Origin of the sequence: Pseudoalteromonas sp. APC 3224 (assembly GCF_030407535.1) — a bacterium.
GTDB lineage: Bacteria > Pseudomonadota > Gammaproteobacteria > Enterobacterales > Alteromonadaceae > Pseudoalteromonas.
Genome location: NZ_JASDDF010000034.1, coordinates 22,119 through 35,920 on the forward strand (window position 1 = coordinate 22,119; position 13,802 = coordinate 35,920).

Genomic DNA, 13,802 nt, shown 5'->3' on the forward strand with positions numbered 1-13,802 from the left:
ATTACTTCAACTGAACTATAGGGATATAAAGTCAGTATTTAATCTGTAATTCCCCTAGCTTACCTATAAAAAAGGACTATATAGTGAGATTTGAACAATTAGAACAATTTGTAGCGCTTGGCCTACTTCGTCATTTTAGGCAAGCTGCAGAACAAACTCAAATTAGCACATCGGCGTTAACTCGAAGTATTCAAACTCTTGAAACAGAGCTTGGCTATGAGCTTGTTACTCGCTCTACTCGCTCGGTTAAATTAACTCAAGCAGGCGAACTTTTCCTCGACTTTGCAAAAAATACCCTCAATGAGCTAGAACAAATAAAACATCGTGCTTTTCAGTCAATTAATGGCACTGAAGAGAAAAAACTGGTTATTGGTTACACCACAACAACTAGCAGCATAGTACCAATTACCTGCGGTGAATTTTTAAGCCAATACCCGCATGTTAAAATCGAAATGCAGCTACAAAACAAAACTGAGCTTCATAGAAAATTACTTCAAGGGGAAATTGACATTAGTGTATGCTCGCAAATAGTCAATAGCATTGGTAGCGACATACAATTACCTGATCAGCTTATTTTATTTTGTTCAAAACAACATCCTTTAGCAAATAAAAGCGATATTAGTAAAAAAGAACTCGAAAGTTATCCAATGTTCAGTTGTTTTTCACAGTCAAAACAAGTGCAATCAATGCTTAATGAAGTAGTAGACTCATTAAATAAAGTATCAACTATTAAAGTGGGCAGTATTGAGCAGGTCATGGCTGGACTTGAAAAATCAGACCATTTTGCGATTGCCGGTATTGAACACACCAGCTCTGTGGCAGAAAATCAAAATTTGATTCAACTTAAAACTAATAACGATATTAGCCATGAGCAACTTATTGTGCAAACCAGCCAGCAAATAGAAGCGGGTGAGCATGTTGATCACTTACTCTCGCTAATAAATAAAGTATCAAAAGCATAACATTACACCATGCGCTTTGGTGAACGCGATAAATTTGTAGCTTTAAAGTTTTTTTACATTAAACTAACGCTCCCTACTATTATGACTAGCGTTAATGAACAACTTTACAGCTTCTGGAATTTATCTAGAGCAGATTGAAACGCATGGTTATGCCATTATTGAAAACGCCATTGATAGTGACCTAATCTTTGATTTAATGGCAGATTGCTACAGAATAAATCCCCACTTTAGCCTTGCTGGTATTGGTCGATTAAATAACTTGCAAATTGATAATACAGTTCGTAAAGACAAAACCTATTGGTTTGATGGCAGTTCAAATGCACAACTTGGCTACCAGCAAGTAATGGAAGCAGTTCGTAATACGCTTAATCGAAGTTTCTTTATGGGTTTGTTTGATTATGAATGTCACTATGCAAAATATACGCAAGGTGATTTTTATAAAAAACATGTAGATGCATTTAAAGGTCGTTCAAACCGTGTTTTTACTACCGTATTATATTTGAACTCTCCAGAGAAAGGTGGAGAGCTAGTTATTTACAAGCCTAAAAGTAAATGCATAGAAATAGTAATAAAACCCACGGCAGGCACTTTGGTATTATTTGAAAGCGAACGCTTTGTACATGAAGTACTTCCTGCTGTTGATAACCGCTATTCGATTGCTGGTTGGTTCAGAAAAAACGCGTCAATTAGTGGCATTATCGACCCACCCCGTTAAGCAAAAACGGGGTAAGAAAATAATAAACCAATAAAAATAGCCAGTCCTACGTAATGGTTATTTAAAAATGCTTTAAAACAATTATCTCGCTGGCGTAAATGAATCAAACGCTGTTGATACACAAGTAACATTGCTGCAATAGCTAATCCCAACCAAAAACTAAATCCTATTTGATTCATCAACCCAATTAAAACCATCAACGCAAAAAAGCTAAAGTTAAGTAGCGCTATAATATGGCGGTCATAACTGGCGAATAAAATAGCGGTTGATTTTACTCCTATTTTTAAATCATCGTCTCTATCAACCATTGCGTACATAGTGTCGTAAGCCACCGTCCAGCAAATATTGGCAATAAATAGCAACCATGCCTGCACGGGTAGAGAGTTTATTGATGCCATAAAAGCCATAGGGATTGCCCAACCAAAAGCCGCACCCAATACAACTTGAGGAAGTTGTGTGTAACGTTTCATAAAGGGATAACAAAACGCTAATCCAAGTGCACCAAACGATAACAAAATAGTATTGGTATTAAGCAGTAATACTAATAAAAAAGCGATGACAACGAGTAATAAAAACAAACTAATGGCTTCGCCACTACTTACCGCTCCGGTCGCTAGCGGCCGCTGACAAGTACGCTTTACTGAGCCATCAATTTTTCTATCTGCAAAGTCATTGATAACGCACCCTGCGCTACGCATAACTATTACCCCAAGGGTGAACACAATAAAATTTGTTAAGCTAGGCAAGCCATCATTCGCTATCCACAGTGCCCAATAAGTTGGCCAAAGTAGCAATAAAGTGCCTATGGGCTTATCAATTCGCATTAACTGGATGTAATGGGGCATATGATTAACAGACAAAGCGGCTAGTTTCATGAGTATAAGTAAGCTCCTGGTAAAAAAACCTCACAGACCAAAAATTGATAGTTATGTAAAGAAAATACGCTGCGTCTGCCCAGTAAAGAGCGATTCGGTAAATTAAGTTCGCTCACCAGTGATTGCAATGAGTGATTACCATCAAAGCGAGCAATTTCAATATCAGTACGCCTTAACGCAGGATCTTGAAAGATTACATCACCTAACGGGCGTTCTCCCATATTGTGCAGCTGATTGTTTGTATTATTGCTTGTTACTGGCAACCAACTTTGAGCATAAACAATCGGTTGTTCATCACACAACAGTAACACTTCACGGTTAAGTACTGTACTTACCTGCTTACTTAATAGCGTTTGCTGTGATTGAGAAAGGTCTACTTTTTGCTCACTCAACACTTTTACAGCAAAACGCTGAGACTGACTTTTTAATTTAGCCGTTAAAGAATGCGGTTCAAATAACCACTCTTTTTCAGCGTTAGATAAGCCAGTGACTTGAGCGGTACTCTGCCAATCAGCAGATAAAGAAAGAGGAAAAGTAATCACAATAACTCTACTTGAAATAAATCAGAGAGATCATAACATTGCCAACGAATTTGAAAAAGCGCGATTTACTCAATACCAAGCACATCCTGTGTCATAAAAAGCTAATCAGCATTTGACTCTCGCTATTGCCTACCCCAAACTTGAATCCAGAGTACTTTTACAAACACAACAAATAACAGCATCTTGCTGTATCTTATTTACTAATAAGTATAAACTATTTGTAATTAGTTTACGGAAACGCTTTTGAAATGAAAAAAACAGTATTTACAGGCCTTTTTATTCTTTTAGTCAGCCTAACTAGCTTATCAGCACGTGCTGAGTCTACTGTGGGTTATTTTGGGTTTGAGCCAGACATTATTACCAATTACATTGGTCCATCAAGTAAAAAAATGGGTTACGTTCGTGTCACGGTAGATTTAATGTTAAATAAAACATCCGATATTGCCATTGTAGAACACCACACCCCTCTATTACGTGATGCGCTAGTAGAGATATTATCAAAAGAGCCTGAAAACAAAATAAAGTCTTTAACAGGGCGTGAGCAAATTCGCCTTAAAAGCGCAGAAAAACTAAAAAGCTTACTTAAGGAAGAAACAGGCCAAGAAATAATCCGAGACCTGTTATTTACTAAATATTTATATCATTAGCCGCTTTTTGTTTTAAAAAGCTGAGCGGTATAGGCAAAAGCCATACCGCTAATAAGCCCACCTAAGTGTGCCCAATTAGCCATTCCAACAAATAATACATCTGCAAAACCAAGTACTAACCATACCAGCATAAAACCAACAATCGCGGTTGTAACCAGTGCAGGCTGTTTAGGATTAAGTGCGCTGTAAATCCAACAAAAGCCTAACAACCCATATACAACACCGCTAAGCCCACCAAAGTTAGGACCGACCATTAAGTACTGTGCCCAATTACTTATTAAAGCGGTAACTAAAAACAGCCCGATTAAACTCGACTTACCGCATTGCTTTTCAATGTTATCACCCAGCGATACCCACCAGATTAAGTTAAACACAATATGCATAGCGCTAAAATGCACAATAGCAGGTGTTAACCAGGTAAGTGGTGACGCAGGGTTGAACTGCAACGCCATATAAATAGGCTCAAACGCACCAAATAAAAAGGCAACATAAACAATAATGCTGAGAATACTAACACCTTGATTAAGCCAGCTTAAGGCTTTAAAACGAGCGACTAAATTAAGTGACTGCCCTTGATACTTTAACGGTGACTGCGTAGTACCTACTTGCCATGATGCTTGTTGGTAACGCTCATGATTAGGGTTTTTAGCAAATTCGTTCCATAAAGGCTGCACTGCATGAAAGTCTTCAGGTGCCACACTAATAACAAGCGTATGGCCATCCTCAGTACGAATTTGCCCTGTAAGCCCTTGGCTTTTTAGGTAATCTATAAAGCCCTGTGCAGCGCGGGGATTAGTTAGGCTACCAAGCTCTATCATCGTGCTACTTTATCCTTGTAAGCGGCTTCCCACGCAGTAAAACCACCATCCATACTGTAAACATCTTCAAAGCCTTGCTCTACTAAGTAGCTGGCAGCACCTTGTGAACTCATGCCGTGATAACAAACAATAATAATCGGCTGGTCAAACTCTTTTTCCATCATAAATTGGGCGATATTTGCATTTGAAAGCGCTTCAGAGCCAGGAATGTGCCCTGTCTGATACGAATTAGGATCGCGAATATCGGCAATCACCACATCTTCTTTGTCTAGTAGTTCGAGGGTTTGTGCGATTGATATATGTTTAAATGCCATAGTACTCTCTTATAATTACAAAAAAGGCGACAAATGCCGCCTTTAATTCTCTTAACAGGGGATAATTAATCCCAGTTAAGAATTACTTTACCCGATTGGCCTGAAATCATCATATCAAAGCCAGCTTGGAAGTCATCAATTGAATACTGATGAGTAATAATTGGTTTTAAATCAAGCCCTGATTGAATCAAGCTAGCCATTTTATACCAAGTTTCAAACATCTCACGACCGTAAATACCTTTGATCACTAAGCCTTTAAAAATAACTTGATTCCAATCGACCGCCATATCTGAAGGTGGAATACCTAACATGGCAATTTTGCCGCCATGATTCATGTTATTTAGCATGGCATTAAATGCACTCGGAACACCTGACATCTCTAAGCCAATGTCAAAGCCTTCGGTCATACCTAGCTCTTTAGCTACATCTTCAAGCTTTTCATTCGCAACGTTTACAGCACGCGTTGCGCCCATTTTACGTGCTAAGTCTAGGCGGTATTCATTTACGTCGGTGATAACCACATGGCGTGCACCTACATGTTTGGCTACAGCCGCGGCCATAATACCAATAGGGCCTGCACCAGTGATTAATACATCCTCACCCACTAAGTCAAACGATAATGCAGTATGTACAGCATTACCAAACGGGTCAAAAATAGAGGCCAGTTCATCGCTAATGTTATCTGGGATTTTAAACGCGTTAAATGCTGGGATCACTAGGTACTCAGCAAATGCACCTTCGCGGTTAACACCTACACCGGTTGTATTACGGCATAAATGAACACGTCCAGCACGGCAGTTACGACAATGACCACAGGTTATATGACCTTCACCAGATACACGGTCGCCAACTTCGAAACCGCGAACTTCTTGGCCCATGTCAATTACTTCACCCACGTATTCGTGGCCAACCACCATAGGCGTAGGAATGGTATTTTGTGCCCACTCATCCCACTTATAAATATGAACATCGGTGCCACAAATAGCCGTTTTACGAATCTTAATTAACAGATCGTTATGGCCTACTTCAGGCTTTGGTGCATCTGTCATCCAAATGCCTGGCTCTGCTTTTAACTTTGATAATGCTTTCATAATCCACACTCAATTAAAAAATCGCGACTTTAGCCGCGATTTAACAAGAAAATTAAATAACACCAATCTCTTTACCAATACGGGTAAAGGCTGCAATGGCTATATCAAGCTGTTCCTTGCTGTGCGCTGCAGAAATTTGGGTACGAATACGCGCCTGACCTTTTGGTACAACAGGGAATGAAAAGCCAGTTACATAAATCCCTTCAGCCAATAGCTTATCAGCCATAAGTGACGCTACTTTTGCATCCCCTAGCATCACTGGAATAATCGCATGATCTTTACCTGCACAGGTAAAACCTGCCGCTTCCATTTGCTCGCGGAAGTATTTAGCATTTGACCATAGCTTAGCGCGAAGCTCACCGCCATTTTCAAGCATTTCTAACACTTTGATTGATGCCGTTACAATTGAAGGCGCTAATGAGTTTGAGAATAAGTATGGACGTGAACGTTGACGAAGCCACTCAACAATTTCTTTTTTACCTGAGGTATAACCACCAGAGGCTCCACCAAGCGCTTTGCCTAAGGTACCAGTAATAATATCAACACGGTCGAGTACATTACAGTACTCAGGTGTACCTTTACCGTTTTCGCCAACAAAACCAACGGCATGTGAATCATCAACCATAACAAGCGCGTCATATTTGTCGGCTAAATCACACACTGCTTCTAAATTACAAATAACGCCATCCATTGAGAACACGCCATCAGTAGCAATTAGTTTAGTTTTAGCACCGGCTTCATCGGCTGCAATTAATTGCTTTTCTAAATCTGCCATATCGTTATTTGCATAACGGAAACGTTTTGCTTTACATAAACGCACGCCATCAATAATAGATGCATGGTTTAATGAATCAGAAATAATCGCATCGTCTGCACCTAAAATAGTTTCAAACAAGCCCGTATTCGCATCAAAGCATGATGAGTACAAAATGGTGTCTTCAGTTTCTAAAAATTGACTGATTTTTTTCTCAAGCGTTTTATGAATATCTTGGGTACCACAAATAAAACGCACTGAGGCAACACCAAAGCCATGGTCATCTAAGCCTTGTTGGGCAGCTGCAATTAGTTCTGGGCTGTTAGCTAAACCTAAGTAGTTGTTAGCACAAAAATTAATAACTTTATCGCCTGATGCCACTTCAATTTGAGCTTGCTGCTGTGAAGTGATAACACGTTCATTTTTGTACAAACCTTCAGCTTTAACGTCTTCAATTTGCTGTTGTAATTGGCTAAAAAAAGCAGATGCTCTCATCTGTGATCTCCATTTGGTTGAACGGGTTAAACAGCAGACGCGTTGCTGCTATTTATAATGGGGGTATTGTAAAAGTTTAAGCGCCAAATTGCACTGTTTGTCATTCGTCGCAAATTAGCTAATTGGCAGGAAAAGCTGCCAGTTTACAGGCATGAGATATATATTAAATGAGATCAGCAAGCAAAACAGGAAGTTCCTTGATTGAGTCACAAACATAGTCTGCAGATTTTGCGGCTTGCTCGTCAAACGTTTGCCCCGAACGAACTAGCACTTTAGTGCGTATATTGGCACTAATAGCAGCTTGCATATCACCTCGTTTGTCTCCCACCATCACACTAAGTGCAGGGTCGATATGATGATCTTTTATTCCTTGCAGCAACATACCAGGCGCTGGTTTTCTGCAATCGCAATCTGTTAAATACGCTGGCAATGCATTTTTAGGGTGATGAGGACAAAAATAAACATCAGTAATTTCAATTTGATGATGACTAAACTGCGCTTTCATCCATATGTTAAGGGCAAAAAAATCGGCTTCTGAGTAATAACCTCGACCAATACCTGATTGGTTAGTTACAACAATTATTTTATAGCCCGCGTCATAAAATGCTTTACACGTTGAAAACACACCATCTATAAATTCAAACTCTTCGCTTTTAAATACATAGCCATGGTCAACATTTACTACACCATCACGGTCTAAAAAAAGCGCCTTATTTATGTGTTTATCATTCATAATAACGACTCTTTTTTAATAACATGGTCAAACATTTCTTTTACTGCATCCGTGGTTATTTGACTCATTAAATCATCGCCTTTAACCCGAGTACCCCAAGGTAATTGCTCGGCGATTTTACCTGTTTGCTTTAATAAGTTTTGGTGATAAACCTCAACCACGTAATCTTGGTATAAATAAGGCCCCGTTCGCGCTGGGTTTGAATGCGCATATAAGCCAATAACAGGCGTGCCCACAGTCACCGCCATATGAGCTGGGCCTGTATCGGGCGCAAGTACTAAGTCTGCACGCTTAAGTACGCACAATAATTCTTTGAGTTTTGTTTTACCCACCAAGTTCAGAATGGGTGAATCACTGTGTTTAATGATGTTATTTGCTAAATTAATTTCCAGTTCCGTCGGTCCACCAGTTAATACTATTTTAAACCCCTGTGTATGTGCATAATTCGCAAGCGCGGCATAGCGTTCGGCTAACCAGTTACGCTGTGCTTTACTTGCTGCTGGCGAAATAACGAATAGCTTATGTGATAAATAATCGTCACCTAACAGCTCATCAGCTTTAGCTTGATCTTTGTCGGTGTAGGGCATATTCCAAACAGGGACATAATCATCAACACCAATCGCTTGAGCAAAGCCTTTAAACCCCTCTAAAACATGTGCCTGAGATTGGGCTTTAATGCGTTTATTAATAAATAAACTATGCAGCTCTTTTGAGCGAGCCCAGTCAAAACCAATTTTAACTTTGGCAGGAATACAGCGAGCGACAAAACCAGCTCTTAAAGCCACTTGCATATTAAGTAGAACGTCAAAACACTGCCCTTTGAAGGTTTGCTTTAACTGTTTTAGTGCCGTTTTCCCTTGTTTTTTATCAAATACAACAAGCTCAACGCCTGGTAAGTCAGCTAACAACATCGCCTCGACCTTCCCTATCACCCAAGTGATCTTAGCATTTGGATGCGCTTTTTGAATTGCTTGTACCGCACTCACTGCATGGCATACATCACCAATAGCAGAAAGACGTAAAATACAAATTGAAGTGTAAGTAGGCGCTGAAGTCACACGTTTCCTTGGGAGTAAAATAATAAAACCCGATCTTAAATTATAATCGCGTCATTGCAAGTACTTATCCTTAGCCTGAAAACACGTTAATATATGCACATATTAAAGCGAATCCTATGAGCTATGTTTAATCAACACATCAAAAATAACCATGTCATTTTAAGCCACCCTCAATATAGCACCGAAATAGAGTTAGATTGGTTTGACCCCGATTTCTGGCAACAACAGCAAAAAATTGTCGGGGCTAAAAAAGGGCGTGCAACTGCTTGGTTTTTTAAACACGCAGATTTAACGGCTGTGTTACGCCATTATTGGCGTGGCGGCTTCATAGGCAAGCTACTTAGTGACCAATATTTATATTGGGGACTTGAGCATACCCGTGTTTATCAAGAATTTAGCTTAATGACGCAATTAATAGAGTTAGGTTTAAATGTACCAAAGCCCATTGCCGCTAAAGTGAGCCGACATGGTTTTATTTACCGAGGTGATATTATTACTGAAGCGGTAAGCGGCGCTAAAAGTATATTAGATATACTGATTGAACGCACATTGAGTGAAGCTGAGATAAAAAAAATAGCGCAAACTATTGCCCAATTTCATAGTAAAGGGGTTTATCACGCTGATTTAAATATTAATAATATTTTATTTGATGACTCTGGTGACGTTTACATTATCGACTTTGACCGTGGCGAAATAAAAGTTCCCCATAAAAAATGGCAACAAAGCAATATGTCTCGCTTACAGCGCTCCTTTTTAAAAGAGCAAAGCCGCAATAGCAACTTTCATTGGCAGCAAAACGATTGGCAGCGTTTAGATAAACACTATCGTGACGGGTTAACTAATAAAAACTAGTTTGCTAATGCTAAGTATTGCTCTGTTACTCTATCGGCACACACTTTTTCTAAAATAGCTGCTTTGCCTACATTTGGGTTATCTGCGAGCACTTGCTTAACTGCCAGTGCAAGCTCTTCGCTTTGACCAATTGGTACTAAATATTTGCTTAACTCACCTGTAAGTATTTCACTTGGACCATGAGGACACTCAGTACTGACAACTGGTGTTCCTACAGCCAAAGCCTCGACTAACACATTACCAAAGCCTTCAAAGTCTGAGCTTAACAATAAAGCTTTCGCCTGATTTATCCAGTTGTATGGGTTTTGTACAAACCCCGGAACAATAAGCCGACTTTCGATACCATATTCTTTAGCCAACTTTAATGCCTTTTCTTTTTTGTTACATAACAATACCAATTTATATTTTTTATCTAATTTGGCAAATGCAGAAAATAAAATATCATGGCGTTTTTGTTTAGCTAAACGCCCCACATGAATCAAGTAAGGTGTATCTGGTATATTAATATTTGATTCATTAGCTTGCTCATAAATTTCTTTAAAGTTGAATGGGTTATAAATAGTCGTTATAGCACTTGGACTAATTAAGTTGCCTTGCTTTATTTCTTCTTCAACTCCTTTGGAAACACAGATCAAAGACTTCCCATTTAAATTTTGTTTGCTTTTTTTAAGATATATATATGAAAGTGGACCTAGTTTTTTTTGCCTAGCGAGCTCTGCATTAACTGAGTTATGAACAACAAAATGGATATTTTCTATTTTACTTTTTGCTAATAAGTTATTACTACGATCTAAATTAGAAAGTACTAAATCAATAGAACCAAGTTGAAGTAACTTTTGCTCAAACCATGTCTCTAATACTTTAACATTCTTTTTTATCTGCCAAAATCGATCAACTTTTGTTGCTCGACCTGAAAATAAACTTTCAACAGATAAGGTGTTTGGAATGTCATATTCAATATTTTGCGCCAATGACAAAATAGTCACATTGTGGGCTTTTGATACCATTTCCTGCGCCAAAGTAAGCATTACTTTTTCAGCGCCACCACCAACGAGGGAGTCAATTACAATAACAATATTCATAGCTTACTTCCTGTTAACAACGCTTGTACTCCTTTGGTTATAACATCAAAGCTATGCACATTTTCTAGCGACTCGTATTGGCTAACTGTATTATTATAATTTGGCTCAAAAAGTAGCTCTTTTATTTTTTGGGTAATATTTAAAATATCAAGCTTAGCCTCTTTAACAACACCGGTACTCGCACAACGAACAACTCGCTCATTTTGATCTTTTGAAATAGCACATGCTATCGTTGGAGTTTGTAAAGCAATGGCTTGAAGTAAAGTATCGCCCGCGCTTAATAATGCCACCTTAGCCTGACTTAGTAAGGCTAAAAATTCACTCCCCTCTTGGCTTGGCAAACAAATTAACTCATCGCTTTTAGGTAACGACTTAGTGTAATTAGGACCAAATACCACAACACCTTTCAAGCCTGTTTGCTTAGCAATAATAAGCCCTGCTTGAAAATATAAATCTGCGCAATTCACGCCATTAACTGTATGCCCACCAGAGCCCGCGTTAACAATAAAGAATTCTTTCTCTTTCAAGTGATAACGGGTTAGTGCATCGGATTTTTGCTGTGCTGATGCAAACACTGTAAACGGCCCAACATTAGCAGGGTGAGCCAGGGGCAGCATGCTCAATTTTAGCTTTTCATACCACGAAAGAGGTTCAATACAGTAATCAGGCTGAACCACCCAATGAGTATCAATAAGGCCCGCTCTATTAAGCTTTAAACCTTTTGCTCGCTTTTTTGCATGCTGTGAAATAAAAACAACTTTAGCACCCACTTTTTTTGCAGCTTTCATTTGCTCAGCGCGTCCTGCACAATCAAATAGCACCGCATCTGGTTTGTATTGCTTAATAAACTGACATACGTGCGTATTTTCTTTTGTTGCCGATTGATTTAACAATAAGGTAGGGAATGGGCAGTTTTTAGCATAAGCCGTATGTTTATTTAAAATAAAATGAATATCTAACTGCTTGCCATACTCAGCCTTTAAGGTTTGAGCTAGCTGTAACGAGCGCATATATTCACCAATACCTTCTGGCGATGACACGGGAATAAATAAAAGTCGTTTGTTGCTCATTACTATCTCTGCTTTTCCTTTGCAGCGAGTATATCAACGCCACCTTTTTTACGATAGAGCTACAGTGTTTTAATCTGTTCCAGAGTAATATTTTTTAGCTAATCTTTGTTTAATGAGTTGATTTAATTACTGCAATAAAAGGCGTAGATTGCTAGACTTAGCCGCAATTTAAATCACAAGGATCTGAGCTTTGCGAAACAAAATTTTTATACTCTCTTCACTTTTTTGTGCCGTAACCACAACCGTGAATGCTGAACCCTGGGTAAAGCCTGATGACTATGGTCTTAGAGCTGATATACAACAGCTTGCCGATGCAGGTATAATTTTAGCGCCAGTAACAACGTACCCATTAATGTGGAAAAGCTTTATTAATGATGTAAACAATACTTCGTTAGAACAATTACCTCCTCGCCTGCAGGATGCGTTATTGCGTGTGAAACATCGTTATAAGTCAGAAAATAGTGGTTCTCATAGTGTACAACTTTCAGCTTCCGCCAACTCAGATCCAATAGCCGTTACTAGCTTTGGGGCAACAAATACTCAAGAGTCTGAATTAACAGCAGCTTATGCTTATCTAGGACATAACTTTGCGGCTAAAGTTGCGCTTAATCATCGCAGTGATGGCAAAAACTGTTTAGTCAATGGCAAAACAACTGACGATATAGCCAAAAATGAGCAAGTACTAGCAGACTGTAATGATACCTCTTTAGATGACAGCTATTTAGCTTATCGTATGGGTAATTGGATTATAAGAGCAGGTGCCGTTGAGCAATTTTGGGGCCCAGGTGTTGATAACAGCTTAATTATGTCTGGTAATTCAAAGCCACTTCCCGCAATAAGCCTCAGCCGAGAACAAAGTAGCGCGTTCGAAACGCCTTGGCTTAGCTGGATTGGTCAGTGGAGCTTTACAGCACAAATGGCTAAGCTTGAGTCAACCCGAGTTGTACCTGATGCATTATTATGGAGTACTCGTTTAAATCTTCGTCCAATTCAACAATTAGAAATTGGCTTTAGTTGGTCAGCACAATGGGCTGGCAAGGGACAACCCAGTTCAGCAGGCGATTTTTTTGATTTAATAACCGGCGGAGGTGAATGTGTTGATGGTACCAATGATTGTGATGGTGAGCTTATAACTCGCTTGGGTAATCAACTCGCGGGCTTTGATATTCGTTGGTCTGACACTTTGTTTAATCAACCTTATGCGGTATATGCAAGCACGATTGGTGAAGATACCAGTGGCGGCATTAAGCCAGTAGACAGAGGCTATCTTGGTGGAATACAAACTACGACTCGTATTTATAATCAGAATATTTTATTTAACCTAGAATACACTGATACCGGCGTAGCGTGTTCTGCCACATCAGCAACTGAAAACTGCTTCTATGAGCACAGTATTTATAATTCAGGGTATCGTTACCATGGTCGCCCTATCGGCTCTACCTATGATAATGATGCGCAATCGCTAGTGTTAACCGTACTTGGGCAACTCTCAAGCGGAACTGACTGGCAAGTAAAATTACGTGATGTAGACTACAACAGCGACAACCGTGATAGATACCCAAATAACCCAGACTTAGGTAACTCGATTACCAAAACAGCATTTAGCTCTAAACAGCTTGAAGTACGTTACAGAATGCTTGCCATGGGGGGGCGCTTAACCCTTGGCGGACTTGCCTCTAATAACGATGGAGCAGAAAACGATACGTCTGCATTTGCAAAGTTCGAATATAACTTTTAGTTTTGCAAGCATTAAAAAAGGGGATAAACCAAAGTTTATCCCCTTTTTTATTTCAC

The 13,802-nt window shown here is 39.2% G+C and carries 15 protein-coding genes; 5 read left to right on the forward strand and 10 right to left on the reverse strand.

The features are described from left to right. The first annotated feature begins 83 nt into the window (after positions 1 to 83). Both QL989_RS15270 and QL989_RS15275 read left to right on the forward strand, forming a co-directional pair. Positions 84 to 962, forward strand: coding sequence for a LysR family transcriptional regulator (locus QL989_RS15270; RefSeq protein ID WP_138605089.1), 879 nt, complete (start codon positions 84 to 86; stop codon positions 960 to 962). A gap of 94 nt (positions 963 to 1,056) precedes the next feature. Next, the gene (locus tag QL989_RS15275) at positions 1,057 to 1,677 is read left to right on the forward strand and encodes a 2OG-Fe(II) oxygenase (protein ID WP_290170996.1); all 621 of its coding nucleotides are present in this window, start codon (positions 1,057 to 1,059) and stop codon (positions 1,675 to 1,677) included. Here the strand turns inward: QL989_RS15275 and ubiA are convergent. Together ubiA and QL989_RS15285 are read right to left on the reverse strand one after the other, a co-directional pair. Next, a complete protein-coding gene (gene ubiA / locus QL989_RS15280; protein WP_290170998.1) occupies positions 1,674 to 2,552 on the reverse strand; it encodes a 4-hydroxybenzoate octaprenyltransferase in 879 nt (292 codons plus the stop codon). The two genes, QL989_RS15275 and ubiA, sit on opposite strands and share 4 nt — an antisense overlap. Continuing rightward, positions 2,549 to 3,094, reverse strand: coding sequence for a chorismate lyase (locus QL989_RS15285; RefSeq protein WP_138594076.1), 546 nt, complete (start codon positions 3,092 to 3,094; stop codon positions 2,549 to 2,551). The genes ubiA and QL989_RS15285 overlap by 4 nt, the downstream gene beginning before the upstream one ends. 248 nt (positions 3,095 to 3,342) lie before the next feature. On the opposite strand from QL989_RS15285, the gene QL989_RS15290 reads away from it, so the two are divergent. Beyond that, positions 3,343 to 3,741: a flagellar basal body-associated protein FliL gene (locus QL989_RS15290; RefSeq protein ID WP_008115596.1), complete on the forward strand. Its 399-nt coding sequence runs from the start codon at positions 3,343 to 3,345 to the stop codon at positions 3,739 to 3,741. Here the strand turns inward: QL989_RS15290 and glpG are convergent. The 6 genes from glpG to QL989_RS15320 form a co-directional block, all read right to left on the reverse strand. Beyond that, the gene (gene glpG / locus QL989_RS15295; RefSeq protein WP_008115595.1) at positions 3,738 to 4,559 is read right to left on the reverse strand and encodes a rhomboid family intramembrane serine protease GlpG; all 822 of its coding nucleotides are present in this window, start codon (positions 4,557 to 4,559) and stop codon (positions 3,738 to 3,740) included. The genes QL989_RS15290 and glpG overlap by 4 nt on opposite strands. Next, positions 4,556 to 4,873: a thiosulfate sulfurtransferase GlpE gene (gene glpE / locus QL989_RS15300; RefSeq protein ID WP_010390998.1), complete on the reverse strand. Its 318-nt coding sequence runs from the start codon at positions 4,871 to 4,873 to the stop codon at positions 4,556 to 4,558. The genes glpG and glpE overlap by 4 nt, the downstream gene beginning before the upstream one ends. A 65-nt stretch (positions 4,874 to 4,938) precedes the next feature. Then, complete coding sequence (gene tdh, locus QL989_RS15305) at positions 4,939 to 5,964, reverse strand: L-threonine 3-dehydrogenase (RefSeq protein ID WP_010390995.1); 1,026 nt, start codon at positions 5,962 to 5,964, stop codon at positions 4,939 to 4,941. Between the two features lie 52 nt (positions 5,965 to 6,016). Continuing rightward, the gene (locus QL989_RS15310; protein WP_054201978.1) at positions 6,017 to 7,213 is read right to left on the reverse strand and encodes a glycine C-acetyltransferase; all 1,197 of its coding nucleotides are present in this window, start codon (positions 7,211 to 7,213) and stop codon (positions 6,017 to 6,019) included. Positions 7,214 to 7,376: 163 nt separating this feature from the next. Continuing rightward, complete coding sequence (gene gmhB / locus QL989_RS15315) at positions 7,377 to 7,946, reverse strand: D-glycero-beta-D-manno-heptose 1,7-bisphosphate 7-phosphatase (RefSeq protein WP_054201977.1); 570 nt, start codon at positions 7,944 to 7,946, stop codon at positions 7,377 to 7,379. After that, on the reverse strand, positions 7,943 to 9,004 hold the full coding sequence (locus QL989_RS15320) for a glycosyltransferase family 9 protein (RefSeq protein ID WP_290171003.1): 1,062 nt from the start codon (positions 9,002 to 9,004) through the stop codon (positions 7,943 to 7,945). Before QL989_RS15320 ends, gmhB begins: the two co-directional genes overlap by 4 nt. A 123-nt stretch (positions 9,005 to 9,127) precedes the next feature. Here QL989_RS15320 and QL989_RS15325 point away from each other — a divergent pair, with 123 nt between their 5' ends. Continuing rightward, the gene (locus QL989_RS15325) at positions 9,128 to 9,856 is read left to right on the forward strand and encodes a 3-deoxy-D-manno-octulosonic acid kinase (protein WP_054201975.1); all 729 of its coding nucleotides are present in this window, start codon (positions 9,128 to 9,130) and stop codon (positions 9,854 to 9,856) included. Here QL989_RS15325 and QL989_RS15330 read toward each other — a convergent pair. Both QL989_RS15330 and QL989_RS15335 read right to left on the reverse strand, forming a co-directional pair. Then, positions 9,853 to 10,938, reverse strand: a complete 1,086-nt coding sequence (locus QL989_RS15330) for a glycosyltransferase (RefSeq protein ID WP_075170699.1) — start codon at positions 10,936 to 10,938, stop codon at positions 9,853 to 9,855. The two genes, QL989_RS15325 and QL989_RS15330, sit on opposite strands and share 4 nt — an antisense overlap. Beyond that, on the reverse strand, positions 10,935 to 12,008 hold the full coding sequence (locus tag QL989_RS15335) for a glycosyltransferase family 1 protein (protein ID WP_290171004.1): 1,074 nt from the start codon (positions 12,006 to 12,008) through the stop codon (positions 10,935 to 10,937). The genes QL989_RS15330 and QL989_RS15335 overlap by 4 nt, the downstream gene beginning before the upstream one ends. A gap of 190 nt (positions 12,009 to 12,198) precedes the next feature. Between QL989_RS15335 and QL989_RS15340 the strand changes: the two genes are divergently transcribed. Continuing rightward, on the forward strand, positions 12,199 to 13,746 hold the full coding sequence (locus tag QL989_RS15340; protein ID WP_290171005.1) for a capsule assembly Wzi family protein: 1,548 nt from the start codon (positions 12,199 to 12,201) through the stop codon (positions 13,744 to 13,746). Positions 13,747 to 13,802: the final 56 nt, after the last annotated feature.

Coding starts and splice junctions, on each gene's coding strand:
- ubiA (WP_290170998.1), bottom strand. CDS start 2,552: ATGAAACTAGCCGCTTTGTCTGTTAATCATATGCCCCATTACATCCAG.
- QL989_RS15310 (WP_054201978.1), bottom strand. CDS start 7,213: ATGAGAGCATCTGCTTTTTTTAGCCAATTACAACAGCAAATTGAAGAC.
- glpG (WP_008115595.1), bottom strand. CDS start 4,559: ATGATAGAGCTTGGTAGCCTAACTAATCCCCGCGCTGCACAGGGCTTT.
- QL989_RS15330 (WP_075170699.1), bottom strand. CDS start 10,938: ATGAATATTGTTATTGTAATTGACTCCCTCGTTGGTGGTGGCGCTGAA.
- QL989_RS15290 (WP_008115596.1), top strand. CDS start 3,343: ATGAAAAAAACAGTATTTACAGGCCTTTTTATTCTTTTAGTCAGCCTA.
- QL989_RS15335 (WP_290171004.1), bottom strand. CDS start 12,008: ATGAGCAACAAACGACTTTTATTTATTCCCGTGTCATCGCCAGAAGGT.
- tdh (WP_010390995.1), bottom strand. CDS start 5,964: ATGAAAGCATTATCAAAGTTAAAAGCAGAGCCAGGCATTTGGATGACA.
- QL989_RS15325 (WP_054201975.1), top strand. CDS start 9,128: ATGTTTAATCAACACATCAAAAATAACCATGTCATTTTAAGCCACCCT.
- glpE (WP_010390998.1), bottom strand. CDS start 4,873: ATGGCATTTAAACATATATCAATCGCACAAACCCTCGAACTACTAGAC.
- gmhB (WP_054201977.1), bottom strand. CDS start 7,946: ATGAATGATAAACACATAAATAAGGCGCTTTTTTTAGACCGTGATGGT.
- QL989_RS15275 (WP_290170996.1), top strand. CDS start 1,057: ATGAACAACTTTACAGCTTCTGGAATTTATCTAGAGCAGATTGAAACG.